Source organism: Allobosea sp. P1_B10 (assembly GCF_056406735.1).
Map to the genome: position 1 here is coordinate 164,984 of NZ_JBFTZP010000004.1, position 16,189 is coordinate 181,172.

12 protein-coding genes are annotated in these 16,189 nt (G+C 65.8%); 9 read left to right on the forward strand and 3 right to left on the reverse strand.

The features are described from left to right. The first annotated feature begins 328 nt into the window (after window positions 1-328). From AC1D2L_RS11415 to AC1D2L_RS11435, 5 genes are read left to right on the forward strand one after another with little or no spacing between them, the layout of a single operon-like run. Window positions 329-1,105: an ABC transporter permease gene (locus tag AC1D2L_RS11415; protein ID WP_476845988.1), complete on the forward strand. Its 777-nt coding sequence runs from the start codon at window positions 329-331 to the stop codon at window positions 1,103-1,105. After that, window positions 1,102-1,908 carry an ABC transporter permease gene (locus AC1D2L_RS11420; RefSeq protein WP_476845989.1) on the forward strand — a complete coding sequence of 269 codons (807 nt, stop codon included), beginning with the start codon at window positions 1,102-1,104 and terminating at the stop codon, window positions 1,906-1,908. The genes AC1D2L_RS11415 and AC1D2L_RS11420 overlap by 4 nt, the downstream gene beginning before the upstream one ends. Further along, window positions 1,905-2,663 (forward strand): ABC transporter ATP-binding protein, encoded by a 759-nt coding sequence (locus AC1D2L_RS11425; protein ID WP_476845990.1) that lies wholly within the window; start codon window positions 1,905-1,907, stop codon window positions 2,661-2,663. The genes AC1D2L_RS11420 and AC1D2L_RS11425 overlap by 4 nt, the downstream gene beginning before the upstream one ends. Next, complete coding sequence (locus tag AC1D2L_RS11430) at window positions 2,660-2,989, forward strand: hypothetical protein (protein WP_476845991.1); 330 nt, start codon at window positions 2,660-2,662, stop codon at window positions 2,987-2,989. Before AC1D2L_RS11425 ends, AC1D2L_RS11430 begins: the two co-directional genes overlap by 4 nt. Window positions 2,990-2,991: 2 nt before the next feature. Continuing rightward, window positions 2,992-4,053 (forward strand): ABC transporter substrate-binding protein, encoded by a 1,062-nt coding sequence (locus AC1D2L_RS11435; RefSeq protein WP_476845992.1) that lies wholly within the window; start codon window positions 2,992-2,994, stop codon window positions 4,051-4,053. 105 nt (window positions 4,054-4,158) lie between these two features. Here the strand turns inward: AC1D2L_RS11435 and AC1D2L_RS11440 are convergent, their stop codons facing one another. Together AC1D2L_RS11440 and katG are read right to left on the reverse strand one after the other, a co-directional pair. After that, window positions 4,159-7,311 carry an autotransporter outer membrane beta-barrel domain-containing protein gene (locus AC1D2L_RS11440; RefSeq protein ID WP_476845993.1) on the reverse strand — a complete coding sequence of 1,051 codons (3,153 nt, stop codon included), beginning with the start codon at window positions 7,309-7,311 and terminating at the stop codon, window positions 4,159-4,161. Between the two features lie 326 nt (window positions 7,312-7,637). Beyond that, window positions 7,638-9,818, reverse strand: coding sequence for a catalase/peroxidase HPI (gene katG, locus AC1D2L_RS11445; protein ID WP_476845994.1), 2,181 nt, complete (start codon window positions 9,816-9,818; stop codon window positions 7,638-7,640). 235 nt (window positions 9,819-10,053) lie between these two features. Between katG and AC1D2L_RS11450 the strand changes: the two genes are divergently transcribed. Together AC1D2L_RS11450 and AC1D2L_RS11455 are read left to right on the forward strand one after the other, a co-directional pair. Next, on the forward strand, window positions 10,054-10,965 hold the full coding sequence (locus tag AC1D2L_RS11450) for a hydrogen peroxide-inducible genes activator (RefSeq protein WP_476845995.1): 912 nt from the start codon (window positions 10,054-10,056) through the stop codon (window positions 10,963-10,965). Between the two features lie 148 nt (window positions 10,966-11,113). Further along, window positions 11,114-12,889 (forward strand): adenylate/guanylate cyclase domain-containing protein, encoded by a 1,776-nt coding sequence (locus AC1D2L_RS11455; protein ID WP_476845996.1) that lies wholly within the window; start codon window positions 11,114-11,116, stop codon window positions 12,887-12,889. A gap of 138 nt (window positions 12,890-13,027) precedes the next feature. Here the strand turns inward: AC1D2L_RS11455 and AC1D2L_RS11460 are convergent, their stop codons facing one another. Further along, window positions 13,028-13,210 (reverse strand): hypothetical protein, encoded by a 183-nt coding sequence (locus tag AC1D2L_RS11460; RefSeq protein WP_476845997.1) that lies wholly within the window; start codon window positions 13,208-13,210, stop codon window positions 13,028-13,030. 136 nt (window positions 13,211-13,346) lie between these two features. Here AC1D2L_RS11460 and AC1D2L_RS11465 point away from each other — a divergent pair, with 136 nt between their 5' ends. Together AC1D2L_RS11465 and AC1D2L_RS11470 are read left to right on the forward strand one after the other, a co-directional pair. Continuing rightward, window positions 13,347-14,078, forward strand: a complete 732-nt coding sequence (locus AC1D2L_RS11465; RefSeq protein WP_476845998.1) for a phosphatase PAP2 family protein — start codon at window positions 13,347-13,349, stop codon at window positions 14,076-14,078. Window positions 14,079-14,107: 29 nt separating this feature from the next. Continuing rightward, the gene (locus tag AC1D2L_RS11470) at window positions 14,108-16,183 is read left to right on the forward strand and encodes a S8/S53 family peptidase (RefSeq protein WP_476845999.1); all 2,076 of its coding nucleotides are present in this window, start codon (window positions 14,108-14,110) and stop codon (window positions 16,181-16,183) included. The last annotated feature ends 6 nt before the right edge of the window (window positions 16,184-16,189 follow it).

Below are 16,189 nucleotides of genomic sequence, written 5' to 3' on the forward strand. Positions count from 1 at the left end.
TCGCCGCGGGCGGGACAATACGCATCAACATGCTCGCAAGACGCACGCTTTGCTGCATCGCTTTTCCAATCAGCCCCCCTGCGCCCGAGGGCCTGACCTGATGCTGCAATCGGATTTCGCGTCTCTATCGCAATAGGGCGAAACGCCCCTGCTCAATGCGGCTTGTCGCTTGCGGAATCCACCTGTACTCCTTTGAAACGTGACGCGAAGTCCCAAGGTTCGCTCGACCGTTCCGCTACAGGAGACGCGCGTCTGATCTGCATTCACCTTGAAGGTGCAGGCGGGTTGATTGTCTCGTGGCCGAGGGGCTCACGAACAGGGAGGAGTTATGGTTGCCGGCAACCGCCTAGCGGGTGCGCTGACTTTTGTCGCGCCCCTGGCAGTCCTAGTCGTGATCTGGGCGGTGGCCGTCCCGGTCTTCGAGGTCAGGCCGCAAATTTTCCCCAGCATCGCAGCAGTGGTCGAGGCCGGCATCGCCGGCCTGCGTGACGGCTCGTTGCTCGCGCATGTCGCCATCAGCCTCGCCCGCGTCGTCATCGGCACCGTGCTGGCGATCATCGTCGCGGTACCGCTCGGCATCCTGATGGGGTTGAGCAAGGGCGTCTCCGCCTTCCTGACGCCGCTGCTGCGCTTCTTCTCGGTGCTCGCCGGCATCGCCTGGATCCCGATCGCGACACTCTGGTTCGGCTATGGTTTCGGCGCCATCGTCTTCGTCATCTTCAACGCCGTATTCTTCGTGGTCGTCTACAACACGCTGCTCGGCGTCTCGACGATCCCGATGACGCTGCGCTACGCCGCCGCCTCGCTGGGCGCAGGCAAGACAGCCCTCCTCACCGACGTGCTCCTGCCTGGCGCCCTGCCCAACATCGTCACCGGCATCCGCACCGGATTGGGCTTCGCCTGGCGCGGATTGATCGCGGCCGAGATGATCGCGACCAATATCGGGCTGGGCTACATGCTCTTCGTCGCCCGCGACTTCTACCAGACCGAGGTGATCGTGCTCGGCATGATCGTGATCGGGACATTGTGGCTCCTGATAGACCGCCTGATCCTCGCCCCGCTCGAGCGGGCGACGATCGAGCGTTGGGGGCTCGTGCGGGCATGAACGGCGCTCTCGTTCTATGGAGCTGGTGGGTCCGCACCTCCACCAAATGGCCGGTGCTGCAGACGCTGGCGCCCTTCGTGCCGGTGGTGGCGATCTGGTGGGCGGTGGCGGCCTGGGGGCCCTTCCCGCCGGCTTTCTTCCCGTCGCCCATGGATGTACTGCGCACCTTCGGCCAGCTGATCCACAAGGGCATCCTGCCCGAATATCTCGGCGACAGCGTCGCGCGACTCGCAGCCGGCGCGGCTGTCGGCATGGCGCTGGGGATCCCGCTCGGGCTGCTCATCGGCTTGAGCAAGCGCGCCTACACGGCGCTCTGGCCGGTGCTGCTGTTCTTCCAGGCCATCGGCGACATCGCCTGGCTGCCGATCCTGATCATCTGGTTCGGCTTCGGCATGACCACGATGACGATCATCATCGTCTACACGGTGCTGTTCCCGGTGGTGCTCAACACGGTGCTCGGCGTGCGCTCGGTGCGCATAGAGCTGCATCGGGCCGCCCAGAGCCTCGGCGCCTCGCGCTGGCAGGTGCTGAGCGAAGTCGTGGTGCCGGGCGCCCTGCCCAACATCATCACCGGCCTGCGCAACGGTCTCGGTTATGGCTGGCGGGCGCTGATCGCGGCCGAGATGATCGTCGGCACGAGCGGCATCGGCTTCCTCATGTTCGACGCCCGCCGCGCGGGCTCCGTCGTCGAAATCGTGCTGGGCATGATCGTGCTCGGCATCCTCTGGTATATTGTCGACGCATGGGTGCTGGCTCCGATCGAGCGCGCCACCGGCCGTCGCTGGGGACTGGTGACACAGTGAAGACGCTCAGCCTGAAATCGCTCTCCAAGACCTATTTCGATCCCTATGCGGGCTCCCATCACACGGCCCTGCACGACATCTCGCTCGACGTGGCGGCCGGAGAGTTCGTCTCGATCGTCGGCCCCTCGGGCTGCGGCAAATCCACGATCCTCAACATGGTCGCAGGCTTCATCCCGCAATCGGGCGGGGAGATCCTGGTCGGCGGCCAGCCGGTCAAGGGTCCGGGCGCCGACCGAGGCGTGGTCTTCCAGTCCTTCGCGCTCTTCCCCTGGAAGACCGTGCTGGAGAATGTCGGCTTCGGCCCCAAGATGCGCGGCATTCCCAAGGCCGAGCGCGACGAGATCGCCCGCGAATATCTCGACCTCGTCGGCCTCTCCCACGCCGCCGACCGCTATCCCAACGAGCTCTCGGGCGGCATGCAGCAGCGCGTCGGCGTCGTGCGCGCGCTCGCCAACAAGCCCGACATCCTGCTGATGGACGAGCCTTTCGCGAGCGTCGACGCGCAGACCCGCATGACCCTGCAGGAGGAGCTGACGCGGATCTGGGAGGAGCGGCGGCCGACCGTCATCTTCATCACCCATGACGTGCCCGAGGCGGTCTTCCTCGCCAACCGCGTGGTGGTGCTGTCGAAGGGCCACATCCTCGAGCAGGTGGAGATCCCGCTGGCCCGGCCGCGCGTCTGGGACACGCTCGTCGAGGATGACGGATTCAAGGAGCTCTCCAACAAGGTGCTGGCCCTGGTGAGGTCCGCATGAGGATGGTCCACGCCGCACTGGCCTCGCGGCGCGGCCGCATCCTGCTCGGCCTGCTGGTCGCCTGGCTGCTCTGGCAGGTCTGGCTCATCGTGCAGGCGCCGGGAAAGGTCGGCGATGGCTTTCCCGACCGCCAGCGCGTCAACGCGCTGATCACCCTGCCCTTCACGCCTGAGAGGTTTCACATCCTGGTGCTCCAGCGCTTCGGGCGCGTGTCGGGCACGGAAGATCAGTCCGTAGAACTCCGCAACATCGACAAGAACCAACTCAACGACATCGCCCGGTACTACTGGGTGAGAAGAATTGAGCCCTTGAAACCGGGAGGATAGAGATGATTACACGCAGGACCGTATTGGCAGGAGCGGCCGTCATCGCCGCGCCGTCCATTGTCAAGGCGCAGCAGCTGGAGAAGATGAAGGCCGGCATGGTCACCGGCATCGACCAGCTCGGGCTGCCCATCGCGCTGGAACGCGGCTTCTTCGAGAAATGGGGCCTCGATGTCGACATCGCCCGCCCCTACGCCACCGGCGTCGACGCGCTGAACGCGCTGCAGGCCGGCGAGAGCGAGATCGTCCAGGTCGGCGTGCCGATGATCGGCGCCGTCGTGCGCGGCATGGATCTCGTCGCGCTGGGCAACTACAGCGGCAACGCCACCCGGCGCGGCTCGGACGCCACGATGGCGCTGGTCGCACGCGGCGATTCCGGCATCCAGAAGGGCAACCTCGCCTCACTCAAGGGCAAGAAGATCGCCGCCTCCTTCGGCACGATCAACCACCTCTACATCCTCGCCTTGATCGAGAAGGGCGGCCTCACCCCGGCCGACGTCACCCTGGTCAACACACCGCCGCCGGACATGACGGTCGCGCTGCTGGCCAAGGGCATCGACGCCTTCGTGGGCTGGGACCCCTGGCCGATCATCGCGCTCAAGGACGTGCCGGGCGCAGTCGAGATCATCCGCGGCGGCGACGTCATCGCCTATGTCGGCTTCAATGTCGGCATGCGCCCCTGGGTGGCCGCGAACGGCCCCAAGATCGAGAAATTCCTGGCGGCGGTTTCCGAGGCCGACCAGTGGATGCGCAAGAACCCCAAGCTCGCGGCCCAGGTCGGCACGCGCTGGATCCCCGGCCTCAAGCAGGAGATCGCGGAAGCGGCGATGGAGTTCAACATCCAGCAGGCCGACCGTCGCCTCTCGGCCAACAACTACCGCGCGATGCACGAAGCCCTCGATCGCCTGCACCGGCTCGGCTTCCTGAAGTCGAGCTTCGACGTCAACAAGCACATAGAGCCCAAGCACATCCTGAAGGTGATGCAGGATCAGCCCGGGCTGTTCAACGACCTGCCGCCGATCCCGGCCGACGCCGCGATCGGCCCGGGCTATACGTTCAAGGCCTGATCCTGGATGCAGGCGGCGGCAACCGAGCGCCGCCGCCTGCGTCATTTAGGAAAGGCTGGGCTTCGCCAAAATACGCCGCGCGAGGCAGCGGCCCCGTTTCGCCGGTTAGAAGCTGACCCTCAGCTGTGCGGTGCCGCCGAGGCTGCGTGCGTTGGCCGACAGCTCGCTCTCGAGGCGAACCCCGAGTGACACGCGCTCACTGAGCTTGGCATCGGCACCTGCTGCAAGCAGCGCACCATTTCGAGCAGGCTTGGCTCCGTTCGCCGTGAAGGTAGCGCCCGGCAGCACCGCAAGCGTCGCGGTGAGCAAGGCGTCGCGCTCGAAATAGTGGGCCCACGCGGCCTTGATGAAGCCGGTGACAGGCACGCCGGCCAGCTGCGTCTGCATGTCGATCTGTGCCCCCAGTTCGGACCGGCTCGTCAGACCTGAGCGCTTGTCGACTTCGAGTGCGGCAGCATTCCCACCGACTCCCGCCTGCTCGCGGAACGCGGGGCTAAGCACATGAACAGCCTGCAGCGCCGCCAGCGGCGAGACGGTGAAGCCATTCCAGCTGGCCACCGCGGCGCTGGCCTGGAACCGACCGCTCCACGCCGTGCTGGCATAGGAAGAGGCCAGTGCATTGCCGAGCAATGGCACCGCTCGCGTGATGTCGTTGTCGAGCCGGGCAAAGCCGCCAGCCGCGGCCAGATTCACCACGCCGAGCCGGGTTGCGCCATACAGGCCGGCCTGGAAGACATCGCTCTCGATCTTGCCGGTCCCACCGGGCAGCGAAGCCCGTCCCTTGCCACCTGAGACAGCAATGCCGGCGACGGACGCGGTTCCGATGCGGAAATCGGCGCCGACTGCCAGGTGAGCATCATCGAGACTACGCCGGGCTGACCCGATAGCAGCGCTACCATCGGTACGGCCAGACGACCCCGATGTAGCGCCCCACAGCGAAAACCGGGGCGCGTCCAGCACGCCGGACTTCGCCGGCACGTCGTCGCCCTTGCCCAGGCGGCTGGAGAATGTGGTCGCTTCCGGAGCCGGTCCGGCTTGTTGCAGCCGGCCGGCGAGACCGCCGTCGAGCATCGTGCCGAGGAACTGCCCCGTGGCCCGCGAGGCCAGCGCCGAAACGCCTGTATGGATCTCGCCCGAGAGTTGGTTGGCTGCGCTCTGAATGGCAGCTTGCGGCAGGTCATAGAGGCCAAACAGGGCAGATGCGTCAGCACCCCGCGCGACAACATCATCGATGGCCGACGTGACCGCGAAGGCATTGGCGGGATCGCCCGGCGTCGCGATCTTCCGGGGCGCCAGGGTCAGCACGACATCGGTGCCGGTATAGGCAACTGCGGTCGTGATGCCGAAGCCGAAAGATCCGGCTGTATCGATCGCGCCGAACTCACCGCTCGCACCGCCGGTAGCAGACAAGAGCGTGTAGGGACTGTTGAAGCTGTAGCGACCACCGAGCGGAACGATCCGCAGAGTGCCCGCCAGCGATGCGCTTCCGGTCACGTCGATCCGATCGGAGACATTCCCCTGAACCTCGGCGATATAGAGCGAAGAGGCGGTGAGCGTCAGGTTGCCGCTGACTGTCAGCGTTCCCGGCGAATTGCCAGGCGAGATCGCCCCGAGGACCCTTGTGGACGGCAGCTGGCCGCTCCCACCCAGGGTCGCGCCCGGCGCCACGGTGACGCCCGAAGAGGACACGATCGAACCGTTGACGATCAGCGTGCCATTGGCGACTTCGGTTGCACCCGAATAGGCGCTGACGCCGGTAAACGTCGTGGTGCCGGCAAAGTTCTGCCTGATCCCGCCCTCGCCCGAGATGGTGCCCGAGAAGGTCGAGGCCCAGTTGTTCCCCGTGGTGAGGACCTGGCCGCCGGCGATCATGACACTGGCCCCGGCACCCCCGGCAAGCGAGCCAATGGTTTCGCTCTCTGCGACGGCCAATGCGGCTCCGCTGTCGATCACGACAAGCGCATTGTCTCCAATCGCGTTGCCTCCGGCCAAGGTGAGTGTTCCTGCCCGGATTAAGGTTGGACCGGTCGAGCTGTTCACGCCGGACAGCGTCAGGTTGCCGTCCCCATCCTTGGTCAGCGAGCCATTGCCGCTGATGTCGCCAGCAAAAGTGCCGGCCGAGCCCTGGTTGAAGATGACGAGACCGTTGTTCGCAAGAGCGCCCCTGATATTCGCCGCGCTGCCGACCAGCGTGCCTTGCGAGACGGTCGTCCCGCCCGAGTAGCTGTTGTTTCCGGTCAGGGTCAGTACGCCAGCGCCAATCTTGACGATCGAGCCTGCCCCCGTAATCGCGTTCGCGATTGTGACATCGGTCGGCTGGACGAAAGTCAGTGAGCCCGTCTGGACGGCGATGTGGCCGGTCAGGCCAGACGTGGCGTTCGTCAGCGTCAGCGCATTCGCGCCACCCGTGAAGCGCAGGGCGTCGATATCGCCGCTGCCGTTGCCGGCGGTTATCGAGCCTGAATTGGTGATCGTGAGGTTCTGGCCGCTGATGCCCACTCCGGCTGCGCCCTGCGGCCCGTTGCCGGTACCGCCATAGCCGCCAATGATCGAGCCCGAGTTCACGATGGTCGCGCCCGACGTCGTATTGACGACGATCCCGGATCCGCCGGTGCCGCCGGTCCCGTCATCGAGAGAAGAAACGTAGCTGTCACCTGTCCCAAGTCCGCCATTGCCGCCATTACCACCGGTAATCGAACCGCTATTGACGATGGAGGTCCCGTTGAGAACGGCGCCGGCCCCACCGCCGCCACCGCCGCCGCCGCCGACCCATCCGCCATCAGGTGCGCCGTTGCCACCATTGCCGCCATTGCCGCCGGCAATCGTTGACACATTGGTCAGCGAGGTCGCGACCGTCGCCCCTCGCCCGCCGCCGCCACCGCCGCCGCCCGCTCCTGCAACGCTTGTGCTGGAACGGCCGCCGCCGCCGCCGCTGTCAGGCCCGCCACCGGTGCCGGTGCCCTGGAACTCAGGTCCCGTTGCACCGCCGGCAGGCCCGCCGCCCGCGGTACCGCCGCCATTGACGCCGCCGACGCCGCCGCTCCCGCCCTTGACGCTTGCGTCGCCGGCCAGTCCGCCGACACCACCCGCTCCCCCAGCTGCCCCGGATGCATTGGCGCCGTTGCCGCCATTGGCCCCGGCCACTGGCCCGAGGCCGATATCCGGGGCTGCAAGAGCCAAAGCGGGCATCGAAACAGTCGCCAGCAGAAGCAGGGCGACGCGGCTGGAGGCCGCAATATGCGAAAGGGGCGCAGGCATAGGTTCTCGGCGAATCAGGAGTTGATCAGGATGATCTTGTCATCACACGAAGCTTAAACCCGCCATAGAAATGGGACGACACTTCAATATTTGCCGCCTCCATTGCCTTTTTCACACGTGATCGCCAAACTGCTGCCAGTACGATACGTTAGTATTTCATGGTCGAGTCCAGTTGTTGAAGTAGACGCGCGGCGCGCATGTCGCAACGTCAGCTAACAAGTGATGCCCGGCGCTTTGCATGTCCGGCCTCGTCGCCCAACAAAAAACCTCCAGCGGCGGGCCGCTGGAGGCTGGTGGTCTTGTGGAACGCTCGTTTCCGGCGGAGATCAGACGAGGTCGAACCGGTCCAGGTTCATCACCTTGGTCCAGGCAGCGACGAAATCCGTCACGAACTTCTCCTGGGCGTCGGCGCAAGCGTAGACCTCGGCCAGCGCACGAAGGATCGAGTTCGAGCCGAAGACGAGATCGACGCGGGTCCCTGTCCACCTGGCAACGCCGCTGGTGCGGTCGGTGCCGGCGAACACGTCCTTGGCCTCGGAGGTCGCCTTCCACTGCGTGCCCATGTCGAGCAGGTTGACGAAGTAGTCGTTCGTCAACGCGCCAGGCCGGTTGGTCAGGACGCCGTGGCTGGAGCCGTCGGCATTGATGTTGATCGCGCGCAGACCGCCGACCAGAACCGTCAGTTCGGGCGCGGTCAGCGTCAGCAGCTGCGCCCTGTCGATCAGAGCCACCTCCGCAGGCACCTTGAGCGCAGGGCCCTGGTAGTTGCGGAAGCCATCGGCAACCGGCTCCATGACCTGGAAGGCGTGGAGATCGGTCTGCTCCTGCGAGGCATCGGTGCGGCCCGGGGCGAAGGGCACAGTGACCTCCTGCCCGGCAGCACGAGCGGCCTGCTCGACACCTGCGTTACCGGCGAGAACGGTCAGGTCGGCGAGCGAGATGGCCTTGCCGCCTGTCGCCGCCTGATTGAAGTCAGCGCGGATGCCCTCGAGAACAGCCAGAACCTTGCCGAGCAGCAGCGGCTGGTTGACCTCCCAGTCCTTCTGCGGGCTCAGACGAACGCGCGCACCATTGGCACCGCCGCGCTTGTCGCCACCGCGGAAGGTCGAGGCCGAGGCCCAGGCCGTGCCGACGAGTTCGGAGACGGTCAGGCCAGACGCCACGATCTTGGCTTTGAGCGCGACGATGTCGGCATCGTTGACCAGAACATGCGTCACGGCCGGAACCGGATCCTGCCAGATCAGCTCTTCCTTCGGCGCTTCCGGCCCGATGTAGCGCGAACGCGGGCCGAGGTCGCGGTGGGTCAGCTTGAACCAGGCGCGGGCGAAAGCCTCGGCGAAGGCCTGCGGATTCTGCAGGAACCGGCGCGAGATCTTCTCATAGGCCGGGTCGAAGCGCAGCGACAGGTCGGTCGTCAACATCGTCGGCTTGTGCTTGCGATCCGGGTTGTGGGCGTCCGGGATGACGTCCTCGGCATCCTTGGCTTCCCACTGGATCGCGCCGGCGGGGCTGCGCGTCTGGACCCACTCGAACTTGAACAGGTTCTCGAAGAAGAAGTTGCTCCACTGCGCCGGGGTCTGGGTCCAGGTGACTTCGAGCCCGCTACCGATCGTGTCGCCGCCATGGCCGGTGCCGTAGCTCGAGGCCCAACCCAGGCCCTGCGCTTCCAGATCAGCGCCCTCGGGCTCGGCACCCTTATGCGATTCAGCCGACGCACCGTGGGTCTTGCCGAAGGTATGGCCGCCGCCGATGAGCGCGACGGTTTCCTCGTCGTTCATCGCCATCCGGGCGAAGGTCTCGCGGATGAAATGCGCCGCCGACAGCGGGTCGCCATTGGCGCCGGGCCCCTCGGGGTTGACGTAGATCAGGCCCATTTCGGTGGCGCTGAGCGGTCCGTCGAAGGTGTCGAGCGGGCGATGGGTGAGCCACGCCGTCTCGGAGCCCCAGTTGACGTCGAGATCCGGCTCCCAGGTGTCGACACGACCGCCTGCGAAACCGAAGGTGCGGAAGCCCATGGTCTCGAGCGCGACGTTGCCGGTGAGGATCAGCAGGTCGGCCCAGGAGATGCGCTGGCCGTACTTCTGCTTGATCGGCCAGAGCAGGCGGCGCGACTTGTCGATGTTGACGTTGTCGGGCCAGCTGTTGAGCGGGGCGAAACGCTGCTGTCCGCGACCACCGCCGCCGCGACCGTCGGCAAGCCGATAGGTGCCGGCCGAGTGCCAGGACATGCGCACGAACTGCGGGCCGTAATGGCCGAAATCGGCCGGCCACCAGTCCTGCGAGTCGGTCATCAGCTTGCGCAGGTCGTTCTTCAGCTCCTCGTAGTCGAGCTCGCTGAACGCCTTGCGATAGTCGAACTCAGCACCAAGCGGGTCGGACTTGGACGAATGCTGGTTCAGCAGGTCGACACGCAGCTGGTTCGGCCACCAGTTGCTGTTCTCGGTCTTCTTGGCAGAGGCGTGCGGGAACGGGCACTTGCCCCCGGCGCCTTCGGTCGAATCGGTCATTGTCGTCTCCACATCAAAACGGTTTGCGCGCGCCATGCCACGTCCTCCGATCCAGGAAATCCTGGCCCGGAGCGCGGCCTGTCGGCCTGCGGACTGTGACTGGCGCGATCGGCATCAGCCGGACATCGCAAGGCAGGCCCCCCTGACCCTGTCCTCGGTCTCGCTGCACCACTCTTAGCAAAGCGCTTTCATTATATTAATTCCGATTTTCTGATCGGCACGATAAGTTGTGGTTATGACGAACCTGACCATCAAGCAGTTGCGCTATTTCGAGGCGCTTGCCCGTCACGGTCACTTCGGCCGCGCAGCCGAGAGCTGCTCGATTTCCCAGCCGGCCCTGTCGATGCAGATCAAGGCGTTCGAGGAAGGGGTCGGCGCCGAGCTGTTTGAACGGGACCGGCGCCAGGTTCGCCTGACGCGCTTCGGCGAGGAGATCGCGGCGCGCGCCAAGACGATCCTGCGCTCACTGGACGAACTCGACGACTTCGCCCGTACATCGCGCGGCGGGCTGCTTTCCACATTGCGGATAGGGGTCATACCTACGGTCGCGCCCTATTTGCTGCCGACGCTCGTCGGCGACCTGACCCGGCTCTATCAGGGGCTCGACCTGCATATTCGCGAGACGCACACGCCGCGGCTGGTTCAGGAACTGAATGAAGGCCGGCTCGACCTGGCTGTCGTTGCCCTGCCGGTATCCGAGCCCTCGCTGACCGAGACCCCGCTGTTCACGGAAAGCTTCGTGCTCGTGCGCCCCCGCGCCGACGAGGGCAAGCCCGAGCCCGACCGCGAGGCGCTCCAGGAAATGAGGCTGCTTCTGCTGGAGGAAGGACACTGTTTCCGCGAGCAGGCCCTCTCCTTCTGCAACAGGAACCCACGCACGATGCAGCCGCGCGACCTGCTCGACGCGAGTTCTCTGTCGACATTGGTCCAGATGGTCGATGCGGGCCTTGGCGTCACATTGATCCCGGAAATGGCCGTCGCGGTGGAGACGCGTTCGGCGTCGGTGTCCGTCATGCATTTCAAGGAGCCGCAGCCCACGCGCACGATCGGCATGGTCTGGCGCAAGACGAGCCCGCTGGCCAAGCAGTTCCTGAAGATCTCCGAAGCCGTGCGCAGCCCTGTCGGGGTCGCTGCCAGGAGCGCGTAGATCGCCCCCATGCCGCGATAGCCAGGCAGCCGCCCTGCACTGTCCTGGCCCTCCGCTCGCGCTGGCGTCGGGGCCAGCCATCCACTAACAATCATCTGACATGAATTGGCGGGGGGCATATCGGTCGACACCATAAGGGGTTGGCGTTGTGAACAGCACCGCGGCTATCCTCGATGGAGCATTCTCACGCGCGATCCGCGTCATGCTGTGGGTCGATGTGGTGGAATCCGTGCGCCTCGTCGAGCAGGACGAAGGCGGCTTCGTTGCGGGCTGGCTCGACCTGGTAGAGCGGGTGAAGTCGGAGATCCTGCCCACGCATCGCGGCCGCCTCATCAAGGTCCTTGGTGACGGCATCCTCATGGATTTCGAAAGTCCGCGTCCTGCGCTCGGAGCCGCCTTCGCACTCCGAAAGGAGGTCCAGATTCGCAACGGAGGGCGCCCGGACGGCGACCAGACCCATCTGCGCATGGGGATCGAGATCGGCGACGTCATAGTCAGCCACGACGACGTATACGGCCGGAGCGTCAACCGCGCCGCCAGGCTGGCGACACTCGTCGGCCCCGATGAAATCTGCCTGTCGGCCGCGGTCCGGGACCTGGTCACAGCTGATCTCGACGCGGATATCGAGGATCTCGGCGAGTGCTACGTCAAGCATCTCAGCCATCCCATCCGGGCCTATCGCGTGGCCCCGCCATCGGGGATGCCTCTGGCTGGATCTCCCGCCGGCGAAATCCTTCCGGCGCTCGCGGTCATTCCCTTTTCCACCCGCGATAGTGACGACACCCACCATGTCCTGGGCGAGGTCATCGCCGAGGAGCTGATCCGCGACTTCTCGCAGTCGACTGAATTCAATGTGATATCGCGTCTGTCGACCACGGCCTTTCGTGGCCGCAGTTCGACGCTGGACCAGATCGCGACGCTTTTGCACGCGGATTACATCCTGTCTGGTCGCTACCGCATCGACGGCCGCCGCATCACCGTCGAGGCCGAGCTTGCCGATGCCCGTAGCGGACAAGTCGCATGGACAGGACGGCAGAAAGGCAACCTGGACAGCATCCTGTCGGGCAAGGGTGAATTGATCGACGCAATCGCCTCGGAGGTCTCGCTCGCGGTCATGTCGCGCGAGGTCGGCCGAGCGCACTCGCAGCGCCTGTCGAACCTGCAAAGCTACACACTCGTCATCGCCGCGACGGCGCTGATGCATCGCCTGTCGCCCGGCGACTTCACCCACGCTCGCACCCTGCTCGAAGCCCTGATCGAACGCGCTCCACGCCAGGCGTTGCCCAAGGCACTGCTGGCGAACTGGCATGTCCTGCGGGTGCAGCAGGGCTGGTCTCACGATGTCGCGGAGGATGCCCAGATGGCCCAGCGATTGACGCGACAGGCCATCGAGATCGACCCCCATTGCTCGCTCGCGCTGGCCATCGACGGTTTTGTGCATACCAATCTGCTGAAGCAGTTGGACGTCGCCCGCGACCTCTATGACAGGGCGCTCGAGAGCAACCCCAGCGATGCGCTGTCCTGGTTGCTGCGCGGCACGCTGCACGCCTTCATGGGCGAAGGACAGCAGGCGGTGCGCTGCTCACGGCGCGCACTGACGCTTTCACCATTGGATCCCCATCGCTATTTCTACGATTCACTCTCGGCCACGGCCTACCTCGCCGCGCATCAGTTCGACCGGGCTCTTGCGGCGGCGAAGCGCTCGCTGCGGACCAACCGCTCCCATGCCTCGACCCTGCGTGCCATGGCGGTCGCGTGCTGGAACCTCGGCGACAAAGAGGGTGCGCGCAATGCGATTGCGGAACTGCTCCGCATCGAGCCATCATTGACCGTATCGGCATGGCTTGAGCGTTCGCCCAGTGCCGCATATCCTATCGGCCAGGAATGGGCTGAAACATTCCGCGCTATCGGCTTGCCCAACTAACGCCCACGTTAGGAGCGCCGCAATGTCAGAACTCGTCGCAAGAGGCGGAATAGGCGGAATCGGAGGCATTGGAGGGATCGGAGGCATAGGTGGTATAGGTGGTATAGGCGGGATCGGGGGCATTGCCGCGGCAGGCTCTCAGAGCGCCTCGATTGCCGCCGACGCACTCATCCGCAGCCGGGATGGGATCGTCGGAAGCTGTCTGGGTTCTCTGGCCCGGGAAAACCCGCCGGAGGAGGACGCGGCCGCCCTGAAGCGCTGGGCCCCATGGGTGCGCGCGTCCGTCATCGATTTCGAGTTGAAATCGCGGATCGGCTTCACGTCGGCAGCGTCTCCGTCCCCTCGGCKGGTGGACATCTGGCACCTTGAACTGACGCCGGCCACTGCGTCCGCCCCGGCCCCCGCCTGCCACTATCGACCGCTGTTTGCGATCACGCGTCCATCCGACGACGCGTTCATGGCTCAGACAGTCCTGGTCAACGAATACGCCCAGCTGCGGTCCGATCGCGCATCCGAGATCCTGGCGCAGATGGATGGAGGGGTGGCTTTCTTCGGAGCGATCGCGCGGCTCGACCCTGACCGCACGCCTCGAACGCTGGAACTGATCGCCGCCACCTTGCATCTTGCGATGTTCGTGCACCTGCGTGTCAAGCACGCTTTGGCGTGCCTGCGCCCGGTCGAGTACTCGGCGCAGATCCAGCCGATGATCGCCACGCCGGGGCACAGCGCCTTTCCCAGCGGCCACGCCACCGAAAGCTTCGCGCTGGCCGTCGTACTCTGGAACGTCATGCGCGACTCGACGAACCCTGCCTATGCCGACTTGTCCTGGCGCACCCAGATGCTGCGCCTTGCCGCTCGGATTGCCGTCAACCGGACCGTCGCCGGCGTGCATTTTCCGGTCGACAGCGTCGCGGGTGCGCTTCTGGGCGTGACGCTCGGGAGCTATGTGGCGGCGCGCTCGCGAACGCCCCTGACGGGGTATCACGGCTACCAGCCCTGGACGTTCGACGGAGCAGCCTACCCCTGGGACGACGACTTCCGCTGGAAGCAACTCTACCGCCCCGATGCTGAAACGTTGATCTCGAACAATTTTTCACAACCGAATGGTAGCGCGCAGCAGATGCCGGGCGACGACCGCTCCGAGATCCTCAAATGGCTCTGGGCGCAGGCTGCCGACGAGTGGAAGTGACCGCCATCCAGTAGCGAAAGGGCCGTCCGATGAGCTGGGAACTCGAGCCCACCGCAAGGCCTGTCAACTCGCCCGTCGACCCCTACATGGACTGGGCCCTGTTCGACCCCGACGCCGGGCACCGCAGTTTCCTGCCGCGCGGCGCCGAGGCGTATCGGGTTCATCTGATGGTCAGGCCGATTTTGCCTCGCCGGACGCTTCTCGACAGGATCAACGAACTGCCCGGGGACCAGAAGCGGTATTGGAAACCGCTCATCAAGGCTCTGGACGAGTGGCGCGCCGAACCGGGCGCGAACTTCATCACGTTTTTCACGGACCCCGAGGCTGCGAAGCGCATCTGCGGTCCCGAGGCGGATGGTGGCAGCTCCTTCGTCAGGGACGCATTCGGACTGTTGACGTTCGGACCGCCGATGCCGGTGGGCAGCGTGGCCGCCAGCGATAGCGAGGACGCCGTGCCGGACGCTCCGGAAGCCTCCCCTGCAGCGCCAGCTCCCCCGGTGATCGTTGGCGTCATCGATGACGGGCTCGCCTTTGGCCACGAACGTTTCCGCGCGGCGGCGGGCGCATCGCGTTTTCATGCGATCTGGTTGCAGGACGGCGCGCTCGACGCCCCGCGCCGATCGGTCAAATACGGTCGGGAGATACTGGCGGGAGAGATCGACCGCTGGCTCGTGCGCAGCGACGGCGACGAGGATGTCTTCTATGGCCCCGAGGGAGCCGGGGTCATCGAGTTCAAGCTCGCGGGACACAAGCCGCTGGCGCGCAGTGCAGCGCACGGCACGCATGTGCTGGACGAGGCCTTCGGCTTCGATGCCGGGCGAGCACGCACCTGGCCGATCATCGGGGTCCAGTTGCCTGTGAGCGTCGTGTCGGATTCCTCCGGCGCGCTCCTGACACCCTACGCGATCGATGCGGTCCGCTATGTCGAGCGGAAAGCGCGCCGGCTCTCACCCGGATCACCCATCGTCGTCGTCCTCAGCTACGGGTTCACGGCCGGTCCCCATGACGGCACGCACCCGATCGAACGCGGCATCCACGACATCGTCTCGGCCCATAACAGCGCCTACCCCGATGCGAAGATGCGTATCGTCATTCCCTCGGGCAACGCTCACCTCGACCGTGCACATGCCTGCGTCCGTTTCGCCGCTCCCACGGCGGAGCAACCCAATCCGCCACGATCGGTCGATCTCCCCTGGCGGGTTCAGCCGGATGATACCACTCCGAGCTTCATGGAGATCTGGCTACCGGGCCTGACCAGTTCGCGCGGACGCCTCAGCGTCAGATTGACCACGCCCGACGGGGAAACCAGCCTCCTTGAACTGACCGAAGGCGACCGCAAGGTGCTCTCCCTGACGCGCGGCGGCTCGATCATCTGCCAGGTCTTCTTTCGCGCAAATCCCATGAACCACCGGGGTATGTTCCTCATCGCGCTGCAGCCGACGGAGCGGATCGACACTGGTCCGGTCGCGCCGGCCGGTCTGTGGACCGTCCATCTGCGCAATCGCGGCTTCGAGGGCGATGCGGTCGTCGACGCCTGGATACAACGCGACGCGGCGCCCTTCGGCTACCCGTCCGGGGGGCGTCAATCCTATTTCGATCACCCGGACTATCGCCGCTTCGACGAGAGCGGGAAGGAGGAGGAGGAGGACGAGCCCGCTTGCCTCATCCAGCGCGGCGGGTCGATGAACGCGCTGGCCACGGGCAGCACGCCGATCGTCGTGGGAGGGCTTCTGGCGAGAGAACTCAGGCCGCCGAAATACTCCGCGGGCGGGCCGAAGCCCCTGGGCGGTGCCCCTCGCCCGTCGGCGCTGGTGACGTCCGATGACTCGCGCGTCCATGGCGGGGTGATCGCGGCCGGCACGCGAAGCGGCTCCTGGGTCGCGATGAACGGGACGAGCGTCGCGGGCCCGCGTATCGCACGCTGGATGGCAGGCGAACTTGAGCATCGACGCTCCGCCAATCGGAACGCTGTCGAAGCCTTGGCCGATCGCGAGGAAATCTCACGGCCTCCGCCGAGGCCATCGCCGGAACGGGGCGGCGCCGGCCGTGTCCGGCTGGCGCATGGAGACGAGCACCCGCGCCATCGGCGGCTGGAGACCGACTGACGCCAT